The organism is Devosia sp. CN2-171 (genome assembly GCF_049354815.1).
Taxonomy (GTDB): Bacteria; Pseudomonadota; Alphaproteobacteria; order Rhizobiales; family Devosiaceae; genus Devosia_A.
Window position 1 is genome coordinate 1,736,173 of sequence record NZ_CP186479.1, and the last position, 23,551, is coordinate 1,759,723.

The 23,551-nt window shown below is 66.5% G+C and carries 17 protein-coding genes, 1 tRNA gene and 1 pseudogene; 5 read left to right on the top strand and 14 right to left on the bottom strand.

Annotated elements, in window-relative coordinates; genetic code table 11:
- The 7 genes from ACOYW5_RS08650 to ACOYW5_RS08680 form a co-directional block, all read right to left on the bottom strand.
- On the bottom strand, positions 1-1,968 hold the full coding sequence (locus tag ACOYW5_RS08650) for a pseudouridine synthase (protein WP_423068847.1): 1,968 nt from the start codon (positions 1,966-1,968) through the stop codon (positions 1-3).
- A 103-nt stretch (positions 1,969-2,071) separates the two neighbouring features.
- Positions 2,072-2,707: a hypothetical protein gene (locus ACOYW5_RS08655; protein WP_423068848.1), complete on the bottom strand. Its 636-nt coding sequence runs from the start codon at positions 2,705-2,707 to the stop codon at positions 2,072-2,074.
- Positions 2,708-2,857: 150 nt separating this feature from the next.
- Complete coding sequence (lspA, locus tag ACOYW5_RS08660) at positions 2,858-3,343, bottom strand: signal peptidase II (RefSeq protein WP_423068849.1); 486 nt, start codon at positions 3,341-3,343, stop codon at positions 2,858-2,860.
- A gap of 154 nt (positions 3,344-3,497) precedes the next feature.
- A complete protein-coding gene (gene ileS, locus ACOYW5_RS08665) occupies positions 3,498-6,464 on the bottom strand; it encodes an isoleucine--tRNA ligase (RefSeq protein ID WP_423068850.1) in 2,967 nt (988 codons plus the stop codon).
- Between the two features lie 137 nt (positions 6,465-6,601).
- The gene (locus ACOYW5_RS08670; RefSeq protein ID WP_423068851.1) at positions 6,602-7,573 is read right to left on the bottom strand and encodes a bifunctional riboflavin kinase/FAD synthetase; all 972 of its coding nucleotides are present in this window, start codon (positions 7,571-7,573) and stop codon (positions 6,602-6,604) included.
- 263 nt (positions 7,574-7,836) lie between these two features.
- Positions 7,837-8,691: a TIGR01459 family HAD-type hydrolase gene (locus tag ACOYW5_RS08675; protein WP_423068852.1), complete on the bottom strand. Its 855-nt coding sequence runs from the start codon at positions 8,689-8,691 to the stop codon at positions 7,837-7,839.
- A gap of 16 nt (positions 8,692-8,707) precedes the next feature.
- Positions 8,708-9,934 carry an EAL domain-containing protein gene (locus ACOYW5_RS08680; protein WP_423068853.1) on the bottom strand — a complete coding sequence of 409 codons (1,227 nt, stop codon included), beginning with the start codon at positions 9,932-9,934 and terminating at the stop codon, positions 8,708-8,710.
- 244 nt (positions 9,935-10,178) lie between these two features.
- On the opposite strand from ACOYW5_RS08680, the gene ACOYW5_RS08685 reads away from it, so the two are divergent.
- Positions 10,179-10,988 carry a helix-turn-helix domain-containing protein gene (locus tag ACOYW5_RS08685; protein WP_423068854.1) on the top strand — a complete coding sequence of 270 codons (810 nt, stop codon included), beginning with the start codon at positions 10,179-10,181 and terminating at the stop codon, positions 10,986-10,988.
- Position 10,989: 1 nt separating this feature from the next.
- Here the strand turns inward: ACOYW5_RS08685 and ACOYW5_RS08690 are convergent, their stop codons facing one another.
- Together ACOYW5_RS08690 and ACOYW5_RS08695 are read right to left on the bottom strand one after the other, a co-directional pair.
- Entirely contained in the window at positions 10,990-11,175 is a 186-nt protein-coding gene (locus tag ACOYW5_RS08690) for a hypothetical protein (RefSeq protein ID WP_423068855.1), read from the bottom strand.
- Positions 11,166-12,317 (bottom strand): glycosyltransferase, encoded by a 1,152-nt coding sequence (locus ACOYW5_RS08695; protein WP_423068856.1) that lies wholly within the window; start codon positions 12,315-12,317, stop codon positions 11,166-11,168. The genes ACOYW5_RS08690 and ACOYW5_RS08695 overlap by 10 nt, the downstream gene beginning before the upstream one ends.
- 274 nt (positions 12,318-12,591) lie before the next feature.
- Here ACOYW5_RS08695 and ACOYW5_RS08700 point away from each other — a divergent pair, with 274 nt between their 5' ends.
- The 3 genes from ACOYW5_RS08700 (at position 12,592) to ACOYW5_RS08710 (ending at position 16,470) form a co-directional block, all read left to right on the top strand.
- Entirely contained in the window at positions 12,592-12,879 is a 288-nt protein-coding gene (locus ACOYW5_RS08700; RefSeq protein WP_423068857.1) for a co-chaperone GroES, read from the top strand.
- 56 nt (positions 12,880-12,935) lie between these two features.
- Positions 12,936-14,576: a chaperonin GroEL gene (gene groL, locus ACOYW5_RS08705; protein ID WP_423068858.1), complete on the top strand. Its 1,641-nt coding sequence runs from the start codon at positions 12,936-12,938 to the stop codon at positions 14,574-14,576.
- Between the two features lie 241 nt (positions 14,577-14,817).
- A complete protein-coding gene (locus tag ACOYW5_RS08710; protein WP_423069433.1) occupies positions 14,818-16,470 on the top strand; it encodes an alpha-glucosidase family protein in 1,653 nt (550 codons plus the stop codon).
- A 504-nt stretch (positions 16,471-16,974) separates the two neighbouring features.
- On the opposite strand, the pseudogene ACOYW5_RS08715 reads toward ACOYW5_RS08710, so the two are convergent.
- The 4 genes and pseudogenes from ACOYW5_RS08715 to ACOYW5_RS08730 all read right to left on the bottom strand — a co-directional run.
- Positions 16,975-18,051: pseudogene (locus ACOYW5_RS08715) on the bottom strand (ATP-binding cassette domain-containing protein); the annotation flags it as partial.
- The gene (locus tag ACOYW5_RS08720; RefSeq protein WP_423068859.1) at positions 18,038-18,850 is read right to left on the bottom strand and encodes an ABC transporter permease subunit; all 813 of its coding nucleotides are present in this window, start codon (positions 18,848-18,850) and stop codon (positions 18,038-18,040) included. The gene ACOYW5_RS08720 and the pseudogene ACOYW5_RS08715, both read right to left, overlap by 14 nt.
- Complete coding sequence (locus ACOYW5_RS08725; RefSeq protein WP_423068860.1) at positions 18,847-19,548, bottom strand: hypothetical protein; 702 nt, start codon at positions 19,546-19,548, stop codon at positions 18,847-18,849. The genes ACOYW5_RS08720 and ACOYW5_RS08725 overlap by 4 nt, the downstream gene beginning before the upstream one ends.
- Before the next feature lie 120 nt (positions 19,549-19,668).
- Positions 19,669-22,473, bottom strand: coding sequence for a histidine kinase dimerization/phospho-acceptor domain-containing protein (locus tag ACOYW5_RS08730; protein ID WP_423068861.1), 2,805 nt, complete (start codon positions 22,471-22,473; stop codon positions 19,669-19,671).
- A gap of 334 nt (positions 22,474-22,807) precedes the next feature.
- Between ACOYW5_RS08730 and ACOYW5_RS08735 the strand changes: the two genes are divergently transcribed.
- Positions 22,808-22,884: transfer RNA gene (locus ACOYW5_RS08735), tRNA-His, on the top strand.
- A gap of 309 nt (positions 22,885-23,193) precedes the next feature.
- Here the strand turns inward: ACOYW5_RS08735 and ACOYW5_RS08740 are convergent.
- A complete protein-coding gene (locus ACOYW5_RS08740; RefSeq protein WP_200940474.1) occupies positions 23,194-23,355 on the bottom strand; it encodes a hypothetical protein in 162 nt (53 codons plus the stop codon).
- Positions 23,356-23,551: the final 196 nt, after the last annotated feature.

The following is a 23,551-nucleotide window of genomic DNA, read 5'->3' on the forward strand; positions in this document are numbered from 1 at the left end:
TTACTCGCGCGGCTTCTTGGGGCCACGCGGGCGGTCGCCAGCGGGACGGCCAGAACCGCCCGGGGGACGGCCAGAACCGCCCGGGGGACGCCCACCGCCGCCCGAAGGACGGCCACCACCGGCAGGACGGCTGCCACCGGGCTTGCCGGCGTAGGGCTTGCCACCGCCACCCGGCTTGCCAGAATATGGCTTCCGGTCGCCAGCGGGCTTGCCGGAGTAAGGCTTGCGGTCACCGTCCGACCTACCCGCATAGGGCTTGCGGTCGCCGCCCTCGCGAGGCGGACGGGTGCCATAAGGCTTGGCGCCGGGCGCGCGGGCCGGACGGTCCCCGGCTTCGGCGTTGCGGGGCGAATAGGGCTTCTTGCCGAAGCCACCGCCGGCGGGACGGCCAGAGCCGCCCGAGGGACGATCGCCACCGCGCGGGGGCCGCGCGCCGAAGGGCTTGTCGCCGAACTTGCGGGGCGGACGATCGCCAAAGGGGCGATCGCCGCGGGGACGATCACCGGCCTCGTCGCTGCGCGGCGCATAGGGCTTCTTGCCGAAGCTGCCGCTGCGGGCAGGACGGTCACCATCGCTGCGGGGCGGACGGTCGCCGAAGTCGCGCTTCGGCCGGTCACCGAAATCGCCGCGCGGCTTGTCGCCGAACTTGCCACGCGGCTTGTCGCCAAATTTCTTGTCGCCGAACTTCTTGTCGCCGTAGCCGGGCTTGTCGCCGAAGCTGCGCTTGGGACGATCGCCATCGGGACGCGTGGCGCCCGGGGGACGGGGGCCCCGCGCAGGGCGCTCCGCCTGGTGGGCGGGACGGCCAAAATCCTTGGCCGAGCTGTCCTCGGGGTCCCAGCCGCGCTTAGGGCGCTCGCCCTCGCCGCGATCGGGACGGGGCGGCTTGACGCGGATTTCGGCTTCGCGGCCATCCTCGAAATGGATCGTGCGGATTTCACTCGGATCGACCGGACGCGGACGGCTCGGCGCCTTTACCGGCCGCTTGTCGAAGCGGCCGGGGCGATCCTGACGCGGACGTTCGGCGAAGGCAGCAGCTTGCGCGGCTTCGGTGTCGTCGTCCTCGAAGCGGAACTTGTTTTCGCGCGACTTGCGCGGCGAATCCTTCCTCAGCTCCTTGCCGGGAGCGGCGGCGCGCAGCTTGGGGTTAACAGCCTTCTTCACCGGCTGGGGCCGGGTGCCTTCCGGCATCTCGCTCTCGAAATCGGCGTTGGCTTCCGAGGCGAGACGCTTGCCGAGCTGCTCGCGCAGCACGCGGGCGGCAACCACTTCGACCTGGCCCTCGGCGAGGTCGCCGAGCTGGAACGGGCCGTAGCTGACACGGATCAGGCGGTTGACCTGCAGGCCGAGCGCGCCGAGGACGTTCTTGACCTCGCGGTTCTTGCCCTCGCGCAGGCCGAGCACCAGCCAGGAGTTCGAGCCCTGGGTGCGCTCGAGGACGGCGTCGATCGGGCCATACTGGATGCCCTCGATCTCGATGCCGTCCTTGAGGGTGTTGAGCTGCTCCTGCGTGACCGAGCCGAAGGCGCGGACGCGATAGCGACGGAGCCAGCCGGTAGCGGGCAGTTCGAGCACGCGCTTCAGGCCGCCATCATTGGTGACGAGCAGCAGGCCTTCGGTGTTGATGTCGAGCCGGCCGATAGAGACGACGCGCGGCAGGCCCTTTTCGTCGAGCGCTTCGAAGATGGTCGGGCGGCCCTCCGGATCCTTCTCGGTGACCACGAGGCCGGCGGGCTTGTGATAAAGCCAGACGCGCGTGCCCTGCCGGGCGGCGAGCGGCTCACCGTCGACCTTGATCTTGTCGTTGGGGGAAACGTTGAAGGCCGGGGTCAGGACCTTCTTGCCGTTGACGGTGACGCGACCGTCCTTGATCCAGCCCTCGGCATCGCGACGGGAGCAGAGGCCGGAACGGGCGATGACCTTGGCAAGGCGATCGCCGTCCAGCGGGACGGCTGAAATATCGGACATTGACTAACTCCTGCGGGACCGGGGCCAGACGGGATTGCCCGGGGGGTCAGCGCATCTTTCGAGTTGATAGGCGAAAGCGGCCCGCGAAGGGCCGCTTCGGATATTACTGGGCCTGAGCCTGTAGTGCCTTACGCACTTCGGGCGGGCAAGCCTTGTCGGAGAGCGGGACGAGCTCGCCATTGGCAGCCAGACACACAGTGTCCTTGCCCTTGACGGTGGTGAAATACTCTTCCGGCGGCAGATAAAGCGGACGCGGGCCGCTCTGCAGCTTGGCGGCCTTCATGCGGGCCGTGAGCTGGCGGGCTTCGGCCTCGGTGAGCGGGCGACCGTCGATAGTGCGGAGGTCGACAACGCGCGCGTTGCGTAGGCGGGTCAGGTCGGCCTCGGACAGATTGGTGGTGTCGATCTGGACGGTCTTGGAATCCTCGGGGAGAAGCGAGGCGACCTTGTCGGCCTTGGGATCGGGGGGAGGCGGCAGCACGGCGGCGGACTTTGGAATCACCAGCGGGCCGCGCGGGACGATGTTCTCGTCCTTCAGTTCGCGGTCCATCATGCCCATGCCCTTGAGCGTTTCGACGGCGACTTCACGCTCGAAGGTGCCGATGTCGCTGAGCGCGTTCGTGCCTTCGGTCGTGGTGCAGGCGCTGAGTCCAGCGCTGACGACGAGGCCAAGAACCAGCAATCCGCCCCGGGACACGGCACTGAAACTGGGCCGCCGCCCGGTCTTACCACTCAGCATTGAGACTTCCCTTATTCCCCACGTCGGCCCACCCGCAGCGAGGTGGGCCTTATAGACCATCATAAGCCTACGAACAATTCGCTCGGAATTGTTATCGCTTTCGTTGCCCAGGCAACCGGGCCCTAAGGCCAGATTGAGGCGCCTTTGCGATCAGGCCTTCTTCGGCCTGCCGATCCCGACGAAATCGAGGAGCAGCAGCAACACTCCTGATGTGATCGCCACGTCGGCGATGTTGAAGATGTAGAAGCTCCAAGCCTGCCAGTGAAAGTGAAAGAAATCGGCAACGGCGCCATAGAGTAGCCGATCGAGGGCATTGGAGACGGCACCGCCGATGGCGAGCATCAGCCCAAAGCGGACCAGCGGATCGGCAGCGCGGGACCACCAGAGCGCCAGCGCCGCGATGGCGACGATGGCGATGGCGCCGAGCGCCCAGACCGGCAAATCGTTGAGCAGGCCGTAGGAGACGCCGGGATTCCAGACGAGGACGTAGTCGAAAAAGCTGGTGACCGGGACGATCTCGCCACCGCGCCAGCCGAGCATATCGATCTGGAGGAACTTGTGGCCGCGATCGAGAGCGAAGGCGAGGAGGCCGACGAGGAGGGACGGGATGAGGTAGGGGCGGGTCAGGGCTGGCATGTGGGTAAGCCGATAGAGACGGCCCCCTCCCGGCTTCCCCCATAAAGGGGGAGGTGAAGAGTCGAGCTTGTGGCTGGATCGGGCCCACCCACCAGCGGAGCACCTCCCCCATAAGGGGGGAGGATGGGAGGGGGCCGTCTGGTAACGGTCAAGCTCAGAGCCCTGCCGCCTTGCGTTCGCGCATGGCCTGGGCGTCGCGCAGCGACAGGTCCGGATACTCCGCGTCAGTGCCGACCTCCGGCAGAATCCGCCAGGAGCGGGCGCAGCGGTTGCCTTCGGCTTTCTTGAACACCACGGCGACGCCGCGGACTTCGTCGAGGCGGAAGGCGTCGGTCGGGCCTTCGGCTTCGATCACTTCGATGTCAGAGGTAATCGAGATTTCGGCGAGGTCGGAGCCGCGTACGGCGGCGGCGAGCTTGTCGTCGGCGATGTAGACCGCCGGCGCGGCTTCGAGCGAGGCGCCGATGACCTTGTCGCGGCGGGCGATTTCGAGGGCGCCGGTGACGACCTTGCGGACTTCGCGGATCGCTTCCCACTTCTGTTCGAGCTTCTCGTCGGTCCAGCTCTCCGGCAGGTCCGGGAACTGGCGGAGGTGCACCGAGGAATCGGCGCCGGGGTGCCGCTCGAGCCAAGCCTCTTCCATGGTGAAGACGAGGATGGGCGCGAGCCAGGCGGTCAGCGTGTCGAACACATGGTCGAGCACGGTGAGGCTGGCGCGGCGGCGGACCGAGGAGATAGGATCGCAGTAGAGCGCGTCCTTGCGGATGTCGAAGTAGAACGCCGAGAGATCGATGTTCATGAAGTTCGAGAGCGCGGCGACGATGCGCTTGTAGTCGTAGCTCTCGTAGGCCTCGCGCACGAGCGTATCGAGGCTCTTGAGCTTACTGAGGATCAGCCGCTCGAGTTCAGGCATGTCGCGATGGTCGACGGTCTCGTCGGCCTTGCGGTGGGCGAGGTTGCCGATGAGCCAGCGGATGGTGTTGCGCAGCTTGCGATAGCTGTCGACGGTGGAGTTGATGATCTCCTTGCCGATGCGCAGGTCGTCCGAATAGTCGGACTGGGCGACCCAGAGGCGGAGAATATCGGCGCCGTACTGCTTGATGACGTCCTGCGGGGCGGTGGTGTTGCCCAGCGATTTCGACATCTTCTTGCCCTCGCCATCGAGGGTGAAGCCGTGCGTCAACACGCTCGCGTAGGGGGCGAAACCGTTGGTGGCGCAGCTCTCAAGCAGCGAGGAGTGGAACCAGCCGCGGTGCTGGTCGGAGCCCTCGAGATACATGCCGGCCGGGAACTGCATATCCGGCCATTTCTGCGGATTGCCCAGGACCCAGCTGTGCGTCGTGCCGGATTCGAACCAGACATCGAGTATGTCGTCGATCTTCTGCCACTCGGCCGGGTTCACCGGCTTGCCCTCATGCGTGGCACCGGCGAGGAAGCGCTCCTTGGCGCCGTCCTTGAACCAGGCGTCGGCGCCCTCTTCCTCGAAGGCCAGGCCGATGCGCTCGTTGACGACCTCGTCCTTGAGGATGGTGTCGGTCGCTTCATTGTAGAACACGGCGATCGGTACGCCCCAGGCGCGCTGGCGGCTGAGCACCCAATCGGGGCGGTCAGCGATCATCGAGCGCAGGCGGTTCTGGCCGGCCTGCGGGTAGAACTTAGTAGCGTCGATAGCAGCGAGCGAGCGGGCGCGCAGGGTGTCGCCCTTTTTGCCCATGATGTCGCGGTCCATGTAGACGAACCACTGCGGGGTGTTGCGGTAGATGATCGGTTTCTTCGAACGCCAGCTGTGCGGATACTGGTGCTTCAGCCGGCCGCGCGCGACCATCGCGTTGCGCTCGGCGAGCGCGGCGATGACGCGGTTGTTGGCGTCGCCCTTCTTGCCGGCGTCATCGATGACGCGGGCGCCATCGAAACCGGGGGCCGCCGCGGTGTAGAAGCCGGCATCGTCGATCATGAACGGGATTGACGTGTCGATGCCGCGCGCAGCGAGGGCGCGGCCCGAATCCATCCAGATGCCGAAGTCATCGAGGCCGTGGCCAGGTGCGGTGTGGACGAAGCCAGTACCGGTGTCGTCGGTGACGTGCTCGCCATCGAGCAGCGGCACTTCGAACTCATAGCCGCCGGCGAGACCGCGCAGCGGGTGATTGGTCGAGACGATCTTACTGCAATCGACATCGTGCAGGCGGACGAAGCTCTCGACCTTGGCCTTTGCCAGCGTTTCCTCGGCGAGCTTGTCGGCGAGGACGTATTTCTCGCCCTTGCTGGCCCAATTGCCTTCGGGCGCGGCGGTGACCTCGTATAGGCCGTAGCTGATCTTCGAAGAATAGGAGATGGCGCGGTTGGCCGGGATGGTCCACGGGGTGGTGGTCCAGATGACTACGTAGGACGAGCCGAAATCCTCGAACGAGCCGGTGCCGTAAGCGCCGTTGGCCGAGTGGATCGGGAATTTCACCCAGATCGCGTCGCTCTCGTAGTCCTGGTACTCGATCTCGGCTTCGGCCAGTGCGGTGCGTTCGACCACCGACCACATGACGGGCTTCGACCCGCGATAGAGCTGGCCGGACGCGGCGACCTTCATCAGCTCGCGCGCGATCTGGGCTTCGGCGTCGAAGCTCATCGTCAGGTAGGGGTTGGACCAATCGCCGACCACGCCGAGCCGCTTGAACTCCTCGCGCTGGGTATCGACCCAGTACTGCGCGAAGCTCCGGCACTCGTTGCGGAACTCGTTGATCTCGACGTCGTCCTTGTTCTTGCCCTTACTGCGGTACTGCTCCTCGACCTTCCACTCGATGGGGAGGCCATGGCAGTCCCAGCCCGGCACGTAGGCCGAGTTGTAGCCGAGCATGGTCTTACTGCGGCTCACTAGGTCCTTGAGGATTTTGTTGAGCGCGTGACCGATATGGATGTTGCCGTTGGCGTAGGGCGGGCCGTCATGCAGGGTGAATAGGGGCTTGCCCTGCCCGGCAGCGCGCTGACGGGCGTAAATATCCATGTCTTCCCAGCGCTTCAGCCAGTCGGGCTCGCGGGCGGGGAGCCCGGCGCGCATCGGAAACTCGGTTTCGGGCAGGAAGAGCGTCGCGGAATAGTCGGTCTCGGCGCCGCTGGTCGCAGTATCGTTCATCAGAAGGTACCTTGGAAGCTGCGGGCTTTTAGCAAGCGGGGGCGGCGGGTGAAAGGGGAAATGGGCCGGACACAGGCCTCTCCTTCATCCTCCCCTGCGCAGCGGGGGAGGATGAAGAGGCGGCTACGCCACCAGCCCTACCGAAAGAACCCGAGCTTTCGATCTAGTTCCGACACCGGCAGCGTTGCCTGCAAGATGTGCCGGGCCTGCGAGGCGTCGTTGTTCACCGCGGCGATGAGTTCGTCGAGGCCGCGGAACTTCACCTGGCCGCGGACCGTGCCCAGGAGGGCGACTTCGAGGGTTTCGCCGTAGATGTCCTCGTCGAAATCGAAGATCCAGGTTTCGAAGGGCGGCCGCTCGTTGTTGAACATCGGCTTGCCGTAGCTGGCGACGCCATCGAGCAGGCGGTCGCCAAGTTTAGCGCGCACGGCGTAGACGCCTTGCAAGAGGCCAAAGCCGGTGGGGGTGGCCATGTTGGCGGTGGGGAAGCCGAGTTCCCTGCCCCGCTGGTCGCCGGTGACGATCGTGCCGGAGAAGAACCAGTGGTAGCCGAGGAGCTGGGCGGCCGCGTCGGCATGGCCTTCGGCGAGCAGGGCGCGAATGCGGCTCGAGGAGATGTGGTCGTCACCCTCGTCGAGCATGGCGAGGATTTCGACATCGAACCCGTGGCGCTGGCCGGCGTCCCTGAGGAAGGCCGGCGTGCCCTTGCGCTGGAAGCCGAAGTGGAAATCGGCGCCGACTTCGACGCCACGCACGTTCAGCGCGCCGACCAGAAAGCGGGTGACGAAATCCTCGGCTTCGATCTGGCTGAACTCGCGCGAGAACGGCATCACGACGATGCCGTCGAGGCCCAGCGCTTCGGCGATCTCCGCCTTCTGGTCCGCGTAGGTCAGCCGGAACATGAAGGGCTCGGGCGCGAAGATATCGCGCGGGTGCGGTTCGAAGGTGAGCATGAGCGCCGGAACGCCGGCCGCCCTGGCACGCTCGATCAGCCCGCGGAAGACGTGCTGATGGCCGCGGTGGCAGCCGTCGAAATTGCCGACCGCGACCATGGCGCCCTTGAGATTGTCAGGGACCCGGTCGAGGCCCGCCAGCCGAATGAAGGTCAAGTTCCCACCCGCCCGTAGAGGTGATGGCGATATGGCAAGAAAGGGGCGTGATGGCAAGGCGACGAAGGGGGGAGCGGGTATGCGGGGAGCGCAGAAGGGGCTCTTCATCCTCCGCCGTTCACGGGGAGTGGGACCGCCGAAAGCGGTGGAGGGGCGGCAGAAAGCGCCGGTGTTTGGGGTTGCCCCCTCCACCAGCTTCGCGGGTCCCCCTCCCCCGTTTCGCAGGGGAGGATGAAAAAGCGGCTACGCCGCCGCCCCTCATCCTACCAGGCCAATCTCGGCATGAACCCCGCAACATTCGCGCCGCTCGGCTCCACCAGCCGCCGCACGGCATCCGGGTCCGGGTTGCCGAAAGCGTCGAGTTCGGCGGCGTGGATGGAGCCGGTGACGAAGAGCAGGTCGAGCCCTGCCCCGGCGGCGCCGATGGCGTCGGTGCGGACGGAGTCGCCGATGGCGAGGATGCGGGTGCGGTCGAGGGGTGTGCCGGCGGCCTCTTCGGCGAGGCGGAGAGCTTCGGTGTAGATCGGCTTGTACGGCTTTCCGACCATGATGATCATGCCGCCGCGGGCTTCGTAGAGATCGGCGAGCGCGCCGCCGCAATAGATCAGGCGGTCGCCATGCTCGACGACGCGATCGGGGTTGGCAGCGATCAGCGGCAGGTTGCGGCTCAACCACACGGTGATGCGGTCGTTGTACATGTCCGGCGTGTCGTCGTCGGTATCGAGGTCGGTGACGACGACGGCCCTGGCCTCCTGGGCCGATCCGAGAGTGATGTCGAGGCCTTCGAACAGGCTGTCATTGTCGCGCGGTGGGCCGACATAGTGGACGGTCTGGCCGCGATAACGCGCGAGGATGACGCGGGTCGCATCGCCCGAGGTGACCACCTCGTCATAGGCTTCGCGCGGCACCCCGAACCCGTCCATCATCGCGATGATCGGACCCTTGGGACGCGGGGCGTTGGAGATGAGGACGACGCGGCCGCCCTGCCGGCGGTAGGCAACGAGGGCCTCCACGGCCAGCGGATGGGCGCGGACACCGTTGTGCACGACGCCCCAGATATCGCTCAAAACCGCATCGTAGCGGGCGGCGATGGCGCCCAGTCCCCTGAGTTCTTGCATCTTGGTTCCGTGGTTCTCAGGCCTGGCGGCGTTCGGGCTCGCGCGGGCGCTCGATGACGAGATCGGCGCGAACCGGGCCGGGGCGGCCGATATGGGGGCCCTGGACCAGGGCTATGCCGTCCTCGAACAGGCTCAGGAGCTGCTGCTCATCGAGCACCCCGGTGGCGCAGAGCTCGATCTCGAAGCGCTTGGCATAGGGGGCGATGTCGGCGGTGTGGAAATCGGTAAAACTCTCGGGCCGGTTCAGGAACTGGCTCGCATCGAAGCGCGCCGTGGTGAAGCCGAGGCCCTCGAGCTCGGCGAAATCGAAGCGCAGCGAAGTGGCGCCGACGAGGGCGAAGCCCGCACCGGCCTTGTGGAACTCGGTCAAGGCCCGCTTCTCGATCGGCGTCAGCGCCTTGAACTGGGGCTGGGCGATGGCAAAGGACAGCGACGAGGTGACGGCCTGGTTGGCGACGAGCGTCGCGAGCACGAGGTCGAGCGACTTGCGGTCGGCGATGGTGGAGCGGCTCAGCGGGACGAACAGGCGGATCGGCTGGCCGGAGGTCTTGGCGCGACGCGCGATGGTCACGGCCTCCTCGAGCGCCAGCGCCTCGATGCGGCGGATCAGATCTTCGCCGCCGCGCCGGGGCATGAAATCGGGCGCATCGGCGAGGCCGCCGGCGTCCTGCATGAGGCGCGGGACGAGGTCGTAGCCGATCGGCTTGCGCGAGGGGAGCGTGACCACGGGCTCGATATGGAAGACGAGGCGATTCTGGTCGAGCGCAGCGCGCAGCTCGGCCTCGGGAATCAGCGGCTCGATATAGTCGTCCTCGCTGGGGACGGGTTCCGGCTCGGACTGGCGGTACGATGGGAGCGAGCCGCCATCGGAGCGGCGGGCCTCCTCGAATTCGGCCAGCGCTTCGGCGAGCTGGCGGGTGACGGTGCCAAGCACCGAAATATCGGCCTCGATGCCGTCGAGCCGGCTGCCGACATTGGTATCGGCGATGGCGTTGACGCGCTGGCTCAGCACCTGCCCGGCCTTGGCGTCGGTGGAAAGGAGGCGGGCCAGATCCTCTACGGCGCGCTCGAGCCGCGCTTCGGAACGCCGGTGCAGTTGCCGCTCCATCAGCATGATGGCGACGGCGCCAAAGGCTACGGCAGTGACGAAGGCCTCGATAGGCGAAAAGGTCAGCCCAAAATAGGCAGCCGCCGCGACGCCGAGCGTGGCCAGCGCAATGAAGATGTAGACAAGGCCCTGCACGGTCCGCTCGTGCTCCCAGATGCTCGGGATTGCTCCCGGTGCTCGGGAGTCCCTCCCAGATGTCGGGATTCGACAAAAGGTTCTTAGCATTGCGCCGGGTCAGCAGAAAGGCGCGGACGTGCCTGAGCTGTGGCAAACACACGGCATTCGGCGGTCGGCGCGCCTGGCGAAGCGGCAAGCGAACGGTTTGTTTACCGAGATCGTCAACACTCCATTCAGCACAAGCCTGCTCGCAAGGATGCAAATGTCTGCTCCCGGCCCGGATACCGCTGCGCGGATCCCGGATAACGCTGCCCGGATTCTGCTCGTCGACCACGACGCGGCAGGTTGCGACGCGTTGATCGAGCTGTTGGACGCAAGCTTCATCGTGGCGCCGGAGATCGTCGTGGCGAATGGCGGGCGGCGCGCGGTGGAACAGCTGCGGCTCGCGCGCTACGATCTGCTGCTCGCCGACCTCGCGACGCTGGCCGACCTCGCCTCTGACGCAGAACATGCAATGGCGCGCCTCGTGCGGCTGGCGCCCGGGGCGCTGGTGGTTGCACTCTCGGATGGCGGATCGGTGTCGGCGACGCTGGCGGCGCTACAGGCGGGGGCGCACGAACACATCACGCGTCCGGTCAACGGCCCGGCCCTCGCAGCGCGGCTCGGCGAGCTGGCACTCCGGCATAGCCGCCCTATCGCCGGTGCCTTCCGTGGCCCGGCCGACCGCGAACGGCTCGCCGGGCTGCTCGACGCCTCGAACCAGCTGCAGACCGTGCTCGATTTCCTTGCCCGTGATCTGCCCGGCAGCGCCGAGCATCTCGAGGGCGTGGCGCGCCGGATCGTCGCCATGTTCGAGGACAGCGAGGCGCCTGCGCAACCCGACGCTCCGGCGGGCATGCGCCCCGCAGTGCTGCCGATGTGGCAGCAGGAGCAGCGCATCATCGAAGACGCCATCGACAGTTTTGGCGGCAATATCGCGCTCGCCGCCCAGGCGCTGGAGCTAAGCCCCTCGACGATCTATCGCAAGCGCCAGGCGTGGGCGGAGATGGAAGGGACGAAGGGCGCGGCTTAGGTCAGCCCTTAGCCAGCTTCTCGCGGGCCTTCTTTGCCGTCGCAAAGGCGCGGGCCTCTTCGCCGAGGGCGGAGCCCTTCTTCACCACGGTGCCTTCGGCGTCGACCAGCGACCAGTCCCACTTGGTGTTGGGGCCGACGCCACCGGTACGGCGGAGCTTGATTTCGAGTTCTGCGCTTACCGCCATGTGAACACCTTTGTAACCGAGTAGTTGAAGACCACGCTCATCAGCACGCCGAGCAGGCCGGCGACGTAGAACTGCCCGTCGAAGGCGTAGATCCAGCTCGCGACCGAGACGTTGGCCAATGCGCCAATGGAGCAGACGGCGTAGAAGGTCAAGAGACCGGTCAGCCAGCGCCAGCCGCGCAGCTTCTTGTTGGCGTAGGTCAACTCGTTGTTGACGACGAAATTGAAGGTCATCGCCACCACGACCGCGAGGATCTGAGCCCAGACAAAGTCGAGGCCGGCCCGCTCATGTGCGAGCCAGAGCGTGCCCATGTGGACGATCACGCCGAAGCCGCCAATGAGGCCGAACATCAGGAAGCTGGTCGGCAGCAGACCGCGGCTGAGCTTCGAAACGATCAGCCCCAGGAACTGGACCACGACGAGGGAGCTCATCTTGCTCTCGCCGGCATGGCGCGGCCGGAAGGTGTAGGGCACCTCGCCGATCCTCAGCTCGCGGCCACCGAGGGCGTGCGAGCGATGGGCCGAGACGATGATGTCGAGAAGGATCTTGAAGCCTTCCTCGCTGAGCGACGGGGCGAGCTGGTCGAACAGTTCGCGGCGCATCAGGAAGAAGCCGCTCATCGGGTCGGACAGCGCTTCGCCAGTGAGCAGGCTGGACAGGCGCGTGGCAAGCTTGGAGCCGGCTTCGCGGGTCTTGGACAGCCCGTCGCCGACGCTGCCTTCGGCCGTGTACCGGGTACCAACCACGACATCGTCGCCGGCAATCGCCTTCTCGAGCATCTGCGGCAGGATCGCCTCGTCGTGCTGCAGATCGGCGTCGATGACGGCGAAGTACGGAGCAGAGCTGGCGAGGATGCCCTCGATCACGGCCGAGCTGAGCCCACGTCGGCCGATACGGCGGATGGCGCGCACGTTGCGATACTGCTGGGCCATGCCGCGAACGACTTCAGCGGTGCCGTCGGGAGAGTTGTCGTCGACGACGATGAACTCGAACGGGATGCCGCTGAGCGCCGCCGTCACCTTCTCATAGAGGAGCGCTACATTGTCGCGCTCATTGAAGGTGGGGACGATGATGGCAAGCTGCGGGGCAACCCAGGCTTCGGGCGTGCGCTTGGAATAGGTATCGAACTGGACGACGCTCACGTCTGCTCCGGGGCAATTTCGGCTGTCAGGTACCGCCAAGATACGCGCTTGGCAACTTAACATCGCGCAGGTTTACGGTTTCTGTCGGGCACCGGAACGCCCGGTGGCCGAAGCCGTTGCATGCAGGGTTCGCATGCCTGCCACATTGCCAGATTATGGCTGGCGCCCAGCTTGACACCCTCCGAGCCCCCTCCTATATCCCCGGCAGCTGTCTAGCACTCCTCTCGGGTGAGTGCTAACAGCAGCGAAATTACTGAGGCTGATAGGAGCAAAAATGGCTTTCCGTCCCCTGCACGACCGCGTGGTCGTTCGGCGCGTCGACAGCGAAGAGAAATCCGCTGGCGGCATCATCATTCCCGATACTGCCAAGGAAAAGCCCTCCGAGGGCGTGATCGAGTCGGTCGGTCCGGGCGCCCGCGACGAGAGCGGCAAGATCGTCCCGCTGGACGTGAAGGCCGGTGATCGCGTGCTGTTCGGCAAGTGGAGCGGCACCGAGGTGAAGCTCGACGGCAAGGACCTGCTGATCATGAAAGAGTCCGACATCATGGGGATCATCGGCTGATCCAGCGCTCCCGCGCCGATCGACCGATCCCCGTCATTTTCTAAGGAGCGCCTCTCATGGCTGCCAAGGACGTAAAGTTCTCCACCGATGCCCGCGACAAGATGGTTCGCGGCGTCAACATCCTCGCCAACGCGGTGAAGGTCACGCTCGGTCCGAAGGGCCGTAACGTCGTGATCGACAAGTCGTTCGGTGCCCCGCGCATCACCAAGGACGGCGTCACCGTCGCCAAGGAAATCGAGCTCGAGGACAAGTTCGAGAACATGGGCGCACAGATGCTGCGCGCCGTGGCTTCGAAGACCAACGACATTGCCGGTGACGGCACCACGACCGCGACCGTGCTCGGCCAGGCCATCGTCAACGAAGGCATCAAGCTGGTTGCCGCCGGCATGAACCCGATGGATCTGAAGCGCGGTATCGATCTTGCCGTGACCGAAGTTGTCGAGAACCTCGGTAAGGCCAAGAAGACCATTTCGTCGAACTCCGAAGTTGCCCAGGTCGGCACCATTTCGGCCAACGGCGAGACCGCGATCGGCGACATGATCGCCAACGCGATGCAGAAGGTCGGCAACGAGGGTGTGATCACCGTCGAGGAAGCCAAGACCGCCGAGACCGAGCTAGACGTCGTCGAGGGCATGCAGTTCGACCGCGGCTACCTCTCGCCGTACTTCGTGACCAATGCCGAGAAGATGACCGCCGTCCTCGAGGACCCGGTGATCCTGCTGCACGAGAAGAAGCTTTCGAACCTGCAGTCGATGCTGCCGATCCTCGAAGCCGTCGTGCAGAGCCAGCGCCCGCTGCTGATCATTGCCGAAGACATCGAGGGCGAGGCTCTCGCCACCCTCGTCGTCAACCGTCTCCGTGGCGGCCTCAAGGTCGCGGCCGTCAAGGCTCCGGGCTTCGGCGATCGCCGCAAGGCCATGCTCGAGGACATCGCCGTCCTCACCGGCGGTTCGGTGATCTCCGAAGAACTTGGCATCAAGCTTGAGAACGTCACTCTCGACATGCTCGGCACTGCCAAGCGCGTGGAAATCTCCAAGGAGAACACCACGATCGTCGACGGTTCGGGCCAGAAGTCGGACATCGAGGGCCGCGTTGCCCAGATCAAGGCTCAGATCGAAGAGACGACGTCCGACTACGACAAGGAGAAGCTGCAGGAACGCCTGGCCAAGCTCGCCGGCGGTGTTGCGGTGATCAAGGTCGGCGGCTCGACCGAAGTCGAGGTGAAGGAGCGCAAGGACCGCGTCGACGACGCGCTGAACGCGACCCGCGCCGCGGTTGAAGAAGGCATCGTCCCGGGCGGCGGCGTTGCGCTGCTGCGCGCTTCGAACGCACTCACCGTCAAGGGTGCCAATGCCGACCAGCAGGCCGGTATCAACCTCGTCCGTCGCGCCCTGCAGGAGCCGATCCGTCAGATCGTCAACAATGCCGGCGATGAAGGCTCGGTGGTTGTGGGCAAGATCCTCGAGAGCTCGAACCCGAACTTTGGCTACAACGCGCAGACCGGCGAATATGGCGACCTGATCGCCATGGGCGTGGTCGATCCGGTGAAGGTGGTTCGCACCGCCCTCCAGGACGCGGCCTCGGTCGCTTCGCTGCTCATCACCACCGAGGCGATGATCGCCGAGGTGCCGAAGGACGCAGCTCCGGCAATGCCGGGCGGCGGCGGCATGGGCGGCATGGGCGGCATGGACTTCTAAGTCCGGCACCAGCCAAACAGCATTCGACCTTTTCGCGAAGGTCACGAACGGGAGGGCGGTCCACACGGGCCGCCCTTTCGTTTTGGGGGTGGGTCCCCATACCCAATGGCGGGGACAGCGATGGAGGGCTATGCGTCCGCCGTCGATTGACTCCGCCCCTGCCCTCGCGCCAAAGCTCAGGCCTATCTAGCCCAAGGAGCCCCCAATGAGCGTTGTGCCGCCGATGATGGCTGTTCCGCCGATGACGGAGCAGAAGTCCGTGCCCGATCAGCCGCTCGACCGGGACTGGTGGCGGGGGGCGGTGATCTACCAGATCTATCCGCGTTCGTTTCAGGACCACAACGGCGATGGGATCGGCGATCTCGTCGGGATTACCGAGCGGCTCGATTATGTTGCCGATCTCGGCGTCGACGCGATCTGGCTGAGCCCGTTCTTTACCTCGCCGATGAAGGACTTTGGCTATGACGTCTCGAACTATCGCGACGTCGATCCGATTTTCGGCACGCTCGGGGATTTCGACCGGCTGATAGAGAAGGCGCACTCGCGCGGGCTGAAGGTGATCATCGACCAAGTCATCTCACATACCTCGGACAAACATCCGTGGTTCTCGGAGAGCCGGCAGAACCGGACCAATGCGCGGCACGACTGGTATGTCTGGGCCGATCCCAAGCCCGACGGGACGCCGCCCAATAACTGGCTCTCGATCTTCGGCGGTTCCGCCTGGAACTGGGACAGCCGGCGCATGCAGTATTACCTGCACAACTTCCTCACTTCGCAGCCCGACCTCAACTTCCACAACGCGGACGTGCAGGACGCCGTGCTGGCCGACATGCGGTTCTGGCTGGAGCGCGGCGTGGACGGGTTCCGGCTCGACACGGTGAACTTCTACTTCTGCTCGCTGGGGCTCGAATCCAATCCTGTGGTGAAGCCGGAGGATTTCAACGCGTCGACGGCGCCGGCGGTGAACCCCTACAATTTCCAGGAGCACCTCTACGACAAGAGCCAGCCTGAGAATCTCGAGTTCCTGAAGCGGCTGCGCGCGCTCGTGGACGAGTATCCGGGGCGCACCACGGTCGGCGAAATCGGCGACAGCCAGCATCAGCTCGAAGTCATGGCCCAGTACACCTCGGGCAACGACAAGCTGCACATGGCCTACACCTTCGACTACCTGGGCGGCTCGTTCGATGCCGGACATTTCCGGAAATCGATCGACCTGACCGAGAAGGATGCGCCGAACGGCTGGATCTGCCTCGCCTTCTCGAACCACGACGTGGTCCGGCATGTGAGCCGGTGGCTGAGCAGCGGCGATCGCGAGGCGTTCGGCAAGCTGACTTCAACGATGCTGCTGACCATGCGCGGCTCGGTCTGCCTCTATCAGGGCGAGGAGCTAGGGCTGACCGAGGCGGAGCTGTCCTTCGAGGATCTGGTTGATCCCTACGGCATCGAGTTCTGGCCGCAGTTCAAGGGGCGCGATGGGTGCCGCACGCCTATGGTGTGGCAGGCTGCGGCGCATCTGGGCGGTTTCTCGACCGCACCGCGCGCGTGGCTGCCGGTGCCGGGCGACCATCTGCTCAAGGCGCCGGACATCCAGGAGAAGCGCAACGACTCGCTGCTCCACCACTACCGCTCGACGCTGAAGTTCCGGCGCGACCACAAGGCGCTGAGCAAGGGGACGATCAAGACGCTCGAGGCGCCGGAGGGCGTGCTGATGTTCACCCGCGAGGCGGAGGGCGAGACGATGCTATGCGCCTTCAACATGACGCAGAGCCCGATCGTCCTCACCCTCCCCGTCACCGTCCGCGGGGTCGACGCTCCCGGCTCCGTCCCCGCTCCCGTCGGGAACGAGCTCAGCCTGCCGCCCTTCGGTACCTTCATCGGTGTGGTCGTCGGCTGACGGCATAGCCAAATCGGGCTCGGGCTCGGGCTCGGGCTCGGGCTCGGGCTCGGGCTCGGGCTCGGGCTCGGGCTCGGGCTCGGGCTCGGGCTCGGGCTCGGGCTCGGGCTCGGGCTCGGGCTCGGGAGCAGCAGGCTCCGCTGCTTCCGGCCCGGCAAGTGGTTCTTCGACTGGCGTGACGGGCTCCGACTGGTGCGCCACGGGTGGCTCGTCCGGCTTGGCCTCGGCTACCGTGGCGGGTGGCATGGGCGGGGGTGGTTCGGGATAGCGCTGGATGAGCAGTGCGCGCGTGGTCGGGTGCGTGCTCGAGGCGAAGAGTTCTCCGGGCCGGGCAACTTCGACAATGCTGCCGCCATCGAGCACGGCGATGCGGTCGGCGACCTGGCGCAGGATATCGAAGCTGCGGCTGGCCCAGAAAATGGTGAGGCCGTAGTCGGACCGGACACGGTTGAAGAGCTGGATGAACTGGGCAGCGCCCACGGGATCGAGCCGGGCGGTCGGATCATCGAGCATCAGGAGCGTGGGCCGGCCGACAAGGGCGCGGGCGAGCGCCAGGCGCTGCAGGTCGAATGGGGTGAACGCAACAGGCAGCCGGTCGAGCACATCGGGCGAGAGGCCGACGACGCGCACGGCCTCGACAAGACCCTCGGCCTGTTCGTCGATCAGCAATTGTTCCTCGACGCGCAGCGGCTCGGTGAGCGTCAGGCCGACGGGCAGAGCGGGGTTGAAGGCGGCGTGCGGATCGGGGAGCAGCACGGCAATACGCGATCGCACGTCCCTCGGCATGTCCGAGCCGCGATAGCGCTGCTGCTCGTAGGCGAAACCGCCGGCGGTGGTGCGGCCGATGCCGGCGGCGAGGCGCAGCAGCAGCGACTTGCCCGAGCCGGCCGGGCCGAGGAGGCCGATGGCTTCGCCGCGCCGGATGTTGAGGTCGATCCGCTGCAGCGTCACTTTCGGCGTGCGCTTCGCCCAGGGACGATCGCGCGGGTCAGCCAGATGCTTGGTGACGCCCTCGAATTCGAGCAGCGTCACCCCGACCGGCGGGCGGGCCATGGTACGGGTGCGCGGGCGGGCGGCGTGGGTGTGCTCGCGGGTGGCCTCGTGCCGTGGGTGGATCACCAGGTCGTCGGGAGCCCCCCGCTCCACCAGCTGGCCATCGGCGAGGATCGCGGTCTCGAGGCCCATGCTGAGGGGTAGGCGGTAGTCGCTGGTGAAGATGAGAACGCCAATGCCACGATCGCGCTGCGCCAGTTGCAGTGCGGTCAGCAGCTCGCGCTGGATGGCCGGGGCATGGGCGGCGCCGGGTTCGTCGGCGATGATGAGTTTGGCGCCGCGCTCGAGTTCGGCGGCGAGAGTCGAGGCGGTAGACGCTGCGTCGAGCAGGGCCAGCTTGGCCGATAATACGGCCATGCCGCGGAAGGGCCCCTGCCCTGCCAATGCGCGCGCGAGGAGTGATTTGCCCGAGCCGGAGCGGCCGACGATGGCAAGGGCGGTGCCGGGCTCGATCACGAGGTCGATATAGCCGAAGCGGCGGCCGGGGCCGGTTTCGACGCCGGCCTGCTTGAGCTCAACGAGCGCCATTGCGGCACCTCGCGGCGACGACGAGCAAGGCGAGTGCGGCGGCGACGGTGACGACACCGGGGACGATAACCAGCAAAGGCCGGATCGTCAGGAACTGCTGCCCGTCGCGAAGCAGCAGACCGAGGCTGGTGCCGGGCGGCAGGGTGCCGAGGCCGGCGAAGGCGAGCGTCACCTCGATGAGCAGTGCTGCGGCGAGGAGTTCGAAGGCGATGGCGACGAGCTGCGGCAGCAGGCGCGGCACGACATGGCGCTGCGCGGTCGAGAAGGAACTGAGGCCGGCGAGCCGGGCCGAGGTGACGAAATCGAGGCGCCAGAGAGGGCGCACTGCTGCCACCACCAGTTGCACTGCCGCGGGCAGCCCGGGCAGGACGATGGCAAGGATGACGGTGAGGTTGCCGGGAGCGCCGAGACCCGAGACGACGAGAGCGAAGGCCAAGGCGGCGGCCGGCAGGCTCAGTGTCGGGACGGACGGCACCTCGCCCTCGTAACGCAAGGCGATGAAGGCGCCGATGGGAGCGCCGATCAGGAGGCAGACGAGTGTCGCGAAGCCGGCGAGCAACAGGCTGGCGAGTGCAGCCGACATCAGCGACGAGAGGACATCACGGCCAGCCGCGTCCGTGCCGAGCCAGTGGGTCGCATCGGGTTCGGCGAGGGTTGCGAACGCGGCGTTGCCGTACGGAGTCCAGAACAGCGACAGCAGCGCCGGCAGGACTGCGAGCGCGACGACGACGAGGCCGGCGAGCAGCTGCCAGTCGAAGGGCGGACTCCTCGGTGGGGCATAAGCGGCTTCGATGGTCATCGCCGGAGCTCCGGCTCGAAGCCGAGGCGCGACAGGGCCACGATCAAGCCACCTGATGAGGCGACGAGAACGAGGGCGAAGAGGCCGCTGCGCAGCGTTGGCAGATCGTGCTGCTGGGCGGCGCCGAGAACGAGGCGGCCGAGGCCCGGGAGATAGAAGACGCTCTCGACGAGGCAGGCCGCGAGCAGCAGTGCGACAAAGCAGCGGCCGAGGATGGTCGGCAGGGCAAGCGGCTCGCCCTCAGCCAGCCGCAGGGCGATCTGGCCGGCATAGGGCAAGCCGAGCGCGACGGCCGGCAGCAGCAGCGAGGCCAGAGCGCCGACAGGATTGTTCCACGGCACGAAGCCGCCGGCGGGCAGCAGCTTCAGGATGCCGCCGAGCAGCAGCGACAGCAGCAGGCCGAGCCAGAAGGGCGGCAGGACGGCGAGGATGGTGGCAATGGCACGCTGGACCGGGCCTCCGGCGACGCGGTGGAGCGCGTAGCCGCCGACCGCCGCGGTGGCGAGCGCCAGCGCGGTCAGCGGCAGAGTGACGGCGAGACGCAGCCAGGTGTCGGCGGTACCGACCAGCGACAGCACGCGCTCGGCGGGCGGAAGGGCGGAGCCGGGCAGCAGATCGAGGACGACAAAAAGCAGCAGCGCGGTGCCGAGCACCGTGCCGATAAACGCCGCCAGCCGCGTGAGGAGAAATTCTCGCATGCTCCGGCGCCCCCAGCCGAACCACCCCAACGGCGCTAAGCTTATCGAACGGCTGGAGGATTTCCAATTGGCGTGCGCGGAATCGCGTGGAAAGCCTATGGGGGAACGATCGAGCGTCCGCTATTCGCGAACGAGGTCGGCGGGGATGAGCAGGGAGAACATGTTGCCGACGCCGACCAAGGGGTCGACGGAGAGCTTCAAGGCGTTCACCGCCAGCAGCGAGCGGGTCAGGGCGAGGCCGACGCTGGAGCGGACCGGGAGCAGCACTTCGCCATCTTTCCCCAGCCCATCGCGGAAGACGACGAAGCGCTCGCCGAGGTCGCGGCGGGTTTCGCCGCCGTCGCGGACGTTGACGATGACGGCGCCATCGTCCTCGCGCTGGGCCGAGAGGATCACCGAGCCTCCGACCGGCGTTTGGTCGATGGCGCTGGCGAGGAGATTGAGGATTCCCTGCGTGAGCGAGGCACGATCGGCGGTGATGCGCGGCAGCCGCTCGGAGACGGCGCTGCGGACGAGGACGCGGGCCTCGCCGGCTTGCTTCCTAACCCGGGCGAGGCAGCTTTCGAGCAGGCTGGCGAGATCGAGATCGTCCGGCTCGGCCGGGTAGCGGCCTTCGCGCAGGCGGGCGTATTCATCGAGCTCGTCCACGAGGTTGGCGATCTCGGTGCCGGCGGTCTTGATGTCGAGCGCGTACTCGGTGGTGCGCTGGGCCTCGGCGCCGTCGCGGATCAGGTCGGCAAAGCCGATCACCGCATTGAGCGGCCGGCGCACGCTCTGGCTGACGCGACGCAGCATCGAGGGCTCGACATCCTCGGCCGCCGGGGACTGCGGCGGCGCGGCGGTGGTGAGCGGCGCCGGGTGCTTGCGCAGCAAGGCGAAATAGCCGGCGACAATGCCGGCCTGGCCCTCGGCGAACAGGCTGAGGCGGACGTTGCTGTTGGCGCCGGTAAAGAGGATGGCCGGGCGGGCGGTTTCGGCGAAACGGGCCGGGCGCTCGAGGAAGGTCTTGAGTTCGCCCAGCTGGCCCGGATCGATAAAGACGGCGAGCGGGCGGCCGACAATCTCGTTCTCGGTGAGGCCAAGGACGATCCGGCCGTGGAGCGACACGAAAGTGACGATGCCGGCGCGATCGGCGGCGAGGAAGCCGTCGTCGCTGATCTCGGCGGCGAGCTCGGCGAAGGAGCGGACCGCAGCCTCGTGGCCGAGGCGGGTTTCGGCGGCGCTGGCCGAGAGCATCAGCGCCGGGCGGCCGTGCCAGGTGATCGACTGCAGCCGGGCGTTGACGGCGGAGAGCGAGCCGTCACGTTTGACGAGGCGGGTGACCGGGCCAACCGCTTCCTCAGACGGGAAGATGGCGGTGAGGCCGGCGGCGCGCAGGCTCTCGATGCTGTCGTAACCGGTGAGATCGGTCAGCGCGCGATTGGCGAAGAGCACCTGCTGGTCGCGGAAGACGAGGATGCCGAGCGGCAGGCGATTGAGGATGAAGGTCTCGCCGGTGAGATTGATCAGCGCACCTTCGGCCGGGGCGTGGGCCGGCTCGGGCTCCTCGGGGCGTGGGGTAGCCCCCTGCCCGTTCACCCGGTCGGTGAGGATGCGGCTCAGCTCGTCGAAATTGTAGCGCGAGACGCGCTCGACGGCTTCGGCGTCGGGCGGGGTGGAGGCGGGCTCGGCCGGGGCCGGTTCGGTGGGAAGCGGAGCTTCGGCGATGGCCGCCGCAACGTCGGTAGCGGGTTCGGCCTGCTTGGGCTCGGTGAGGCTCGCGGCCGTGAAGCCGCGACCGATGACGCGCCAGGTGGTCGGCGCGACTTCGGGCTCCTCGTCGGCATAGTCGATCAGCGCGGCGATGACGTCGGGTTCGGTGGGCGCAGTAGGTTCGGCAGCGAGCTGAGGTTCGGGCGGCAGTTCTGCTGCTGCCGGTTCGACTTCGTCGGGTGACGCTTCGGATAAGATCGGTTCGATCGCCACCGTTTCGGGTACGGGTTCAACGTCCAGATCGACGGTGCGGACGAGTTCTGACACCGGTTCGGGCGGCGGGCCGGCGAAGTGCTCGTCGCTGGCGGTGAGCGGCGTAAAGAGCGTTTCGTCATCGGCCAAGCGGTCGAAGAGCGAGGACAGCGTGCCGTCGGCGTCGCCGGCGGGCGAAATCGGCTCGACCCAGTTTTCTTCCTCGGCGAGCACGGGTTCGTCGTCAGCGTGCTCGGCAGGCGGCAGGCCGAGGGGCAGCATCGGTTCGTCGAGTGCTTCGGCGGATTCGGTCGGGGCGTCGTCGCTGGCGGCCTCGCCCTCATCCGCGCGGATTTCGGCGATGCTGCGCGCGGCAGGCTGCGCGTCTTCGGCGGCGCTGGGTTCGAACAGCAACAGCATGGCGTCGTGCGGGCTGGCGGTGAAGCGCGAGAGGCGCAGCGACTCGCCCGCCAGTTCCACCCTTCCGCCGTCGGCTGCCTCGGGCAGGCCGTCGCTCTCGATCAGCGGTGCATAGTGCTCGAGCGCGTGACGTGTGCCGTCGGTGATCTGGCCGTCCTCGTTGACGACGAGGATCTCGGAGCCGCGCGGGAACAGGTCGGTGGCCGGCGGCACGGCATGGTCGCGGGCTTCCAGCAGTTCGGGCTCGATCGGATCGACGCCGACGATCAGCAGGCCAATCGCGCCATCACCGAGCTCGAGCGGGGTGCAGGTGCAGGTGGTCGAGATCGGACGCTCGCCGGCGAGGAACTGGATGCGGCTGAGACTCGGACGGCCCATGGAGCCGAGGCGGATCAGACGCGCGATCTGGCCCTTTATGGGCACGGCATCGGGGGCTAGCTTTACGCCGTGCTTCTTAATGCGGCCGTGGAAGAAGCGAGCGGCGTCGTTTCGCCAGAGCAGCGTTTCGCCATCCTGCGACCACAACCAGGCGGGACGCGCATCGGCCCAGTGCAGGAGCACCAGGCGGGCGGTCGGGGTTCTGATCCACGCGGGGTCCACGCACTACTCTCATCAAGCTTTGTGCCAATTAGACACAAAGCGTACTCGGAACTTAATCTTCTCTAAATATCCCGAGGCCCCCGCGCGGTCTACATCCGGAGCCGAAACCCCCGCTCCAATCGCTGCCGATGGTTAAGCAGCGAGGCGGCGACCAGGGGTGGCGCAAGCGACGACCAGGGGTCGCGCCGGGCGACGACAATAGCTCGCGCGAGGGGTCGATAAATCGTCAGCAAAACGCGAAAATCGACGCTTGCAAGGCGTGGCGTCTGAAACTATGGTCCGCCGCGCTTGCCGGGCCGCCTTAGCTCAGTTGGTTAGAGCGCTAGATTGTGGATCTAGAGGTCCCCCGTTCGATCCGGGGAGGCGGTACCAAACTCCCGGCAATTATGCGGACACATGAACGAGATTCTCGCACTTTGGGTCCGCACCCCCAGGTGCAACAAACGGCACAAGAAGGGACCACGCAGGTCCCTTTGGCTGTTCGGCGCTAGCGTGCCGAATGCCTGCTCGACTGTTCGCCGGTCATACGCTTGATCTTCTGGACGATGAGCCTCGGCTTGATGCCAGCTTCCTGAAAATCCTGCGAGCTGCCCTATGGGAGCCGGCGCAGACAAACGCGTTCGCCTCGCCGTCCTGGCGTGCCTGGCTTTGCCGTCGTTCCGATGGATGCGACAAGGTCGGTCAGACCGCAGGCACGAAGTGCGACCCTAGGAAGTACGGCCAGATGACCAGCCCGAGCAGGCCCATCAGAAAGTCCAGCTTCAGATATCCGATGGTGAAGAGCCAGCCGGCAAACCACGCCGCGCCCAGAGAGCTGTGCTGCGTAATATGAATGCGTTCCATGATGATCCTCCTTGGAAAGGCGAACGTTTCGCTCCGTAGCAACACCTTCACAGGCTGGCGGTGCCCATATTGATCTACCGCAAAATCGAGCGAGGAACTCTCCGCGCCGTGCATCTTGCGGGACGGGTAGGCACAATCCCCTGCAACGCCCACGCTGCCGGTTGTTGTATCCCTAGATGCCAGCGGCTACACACGA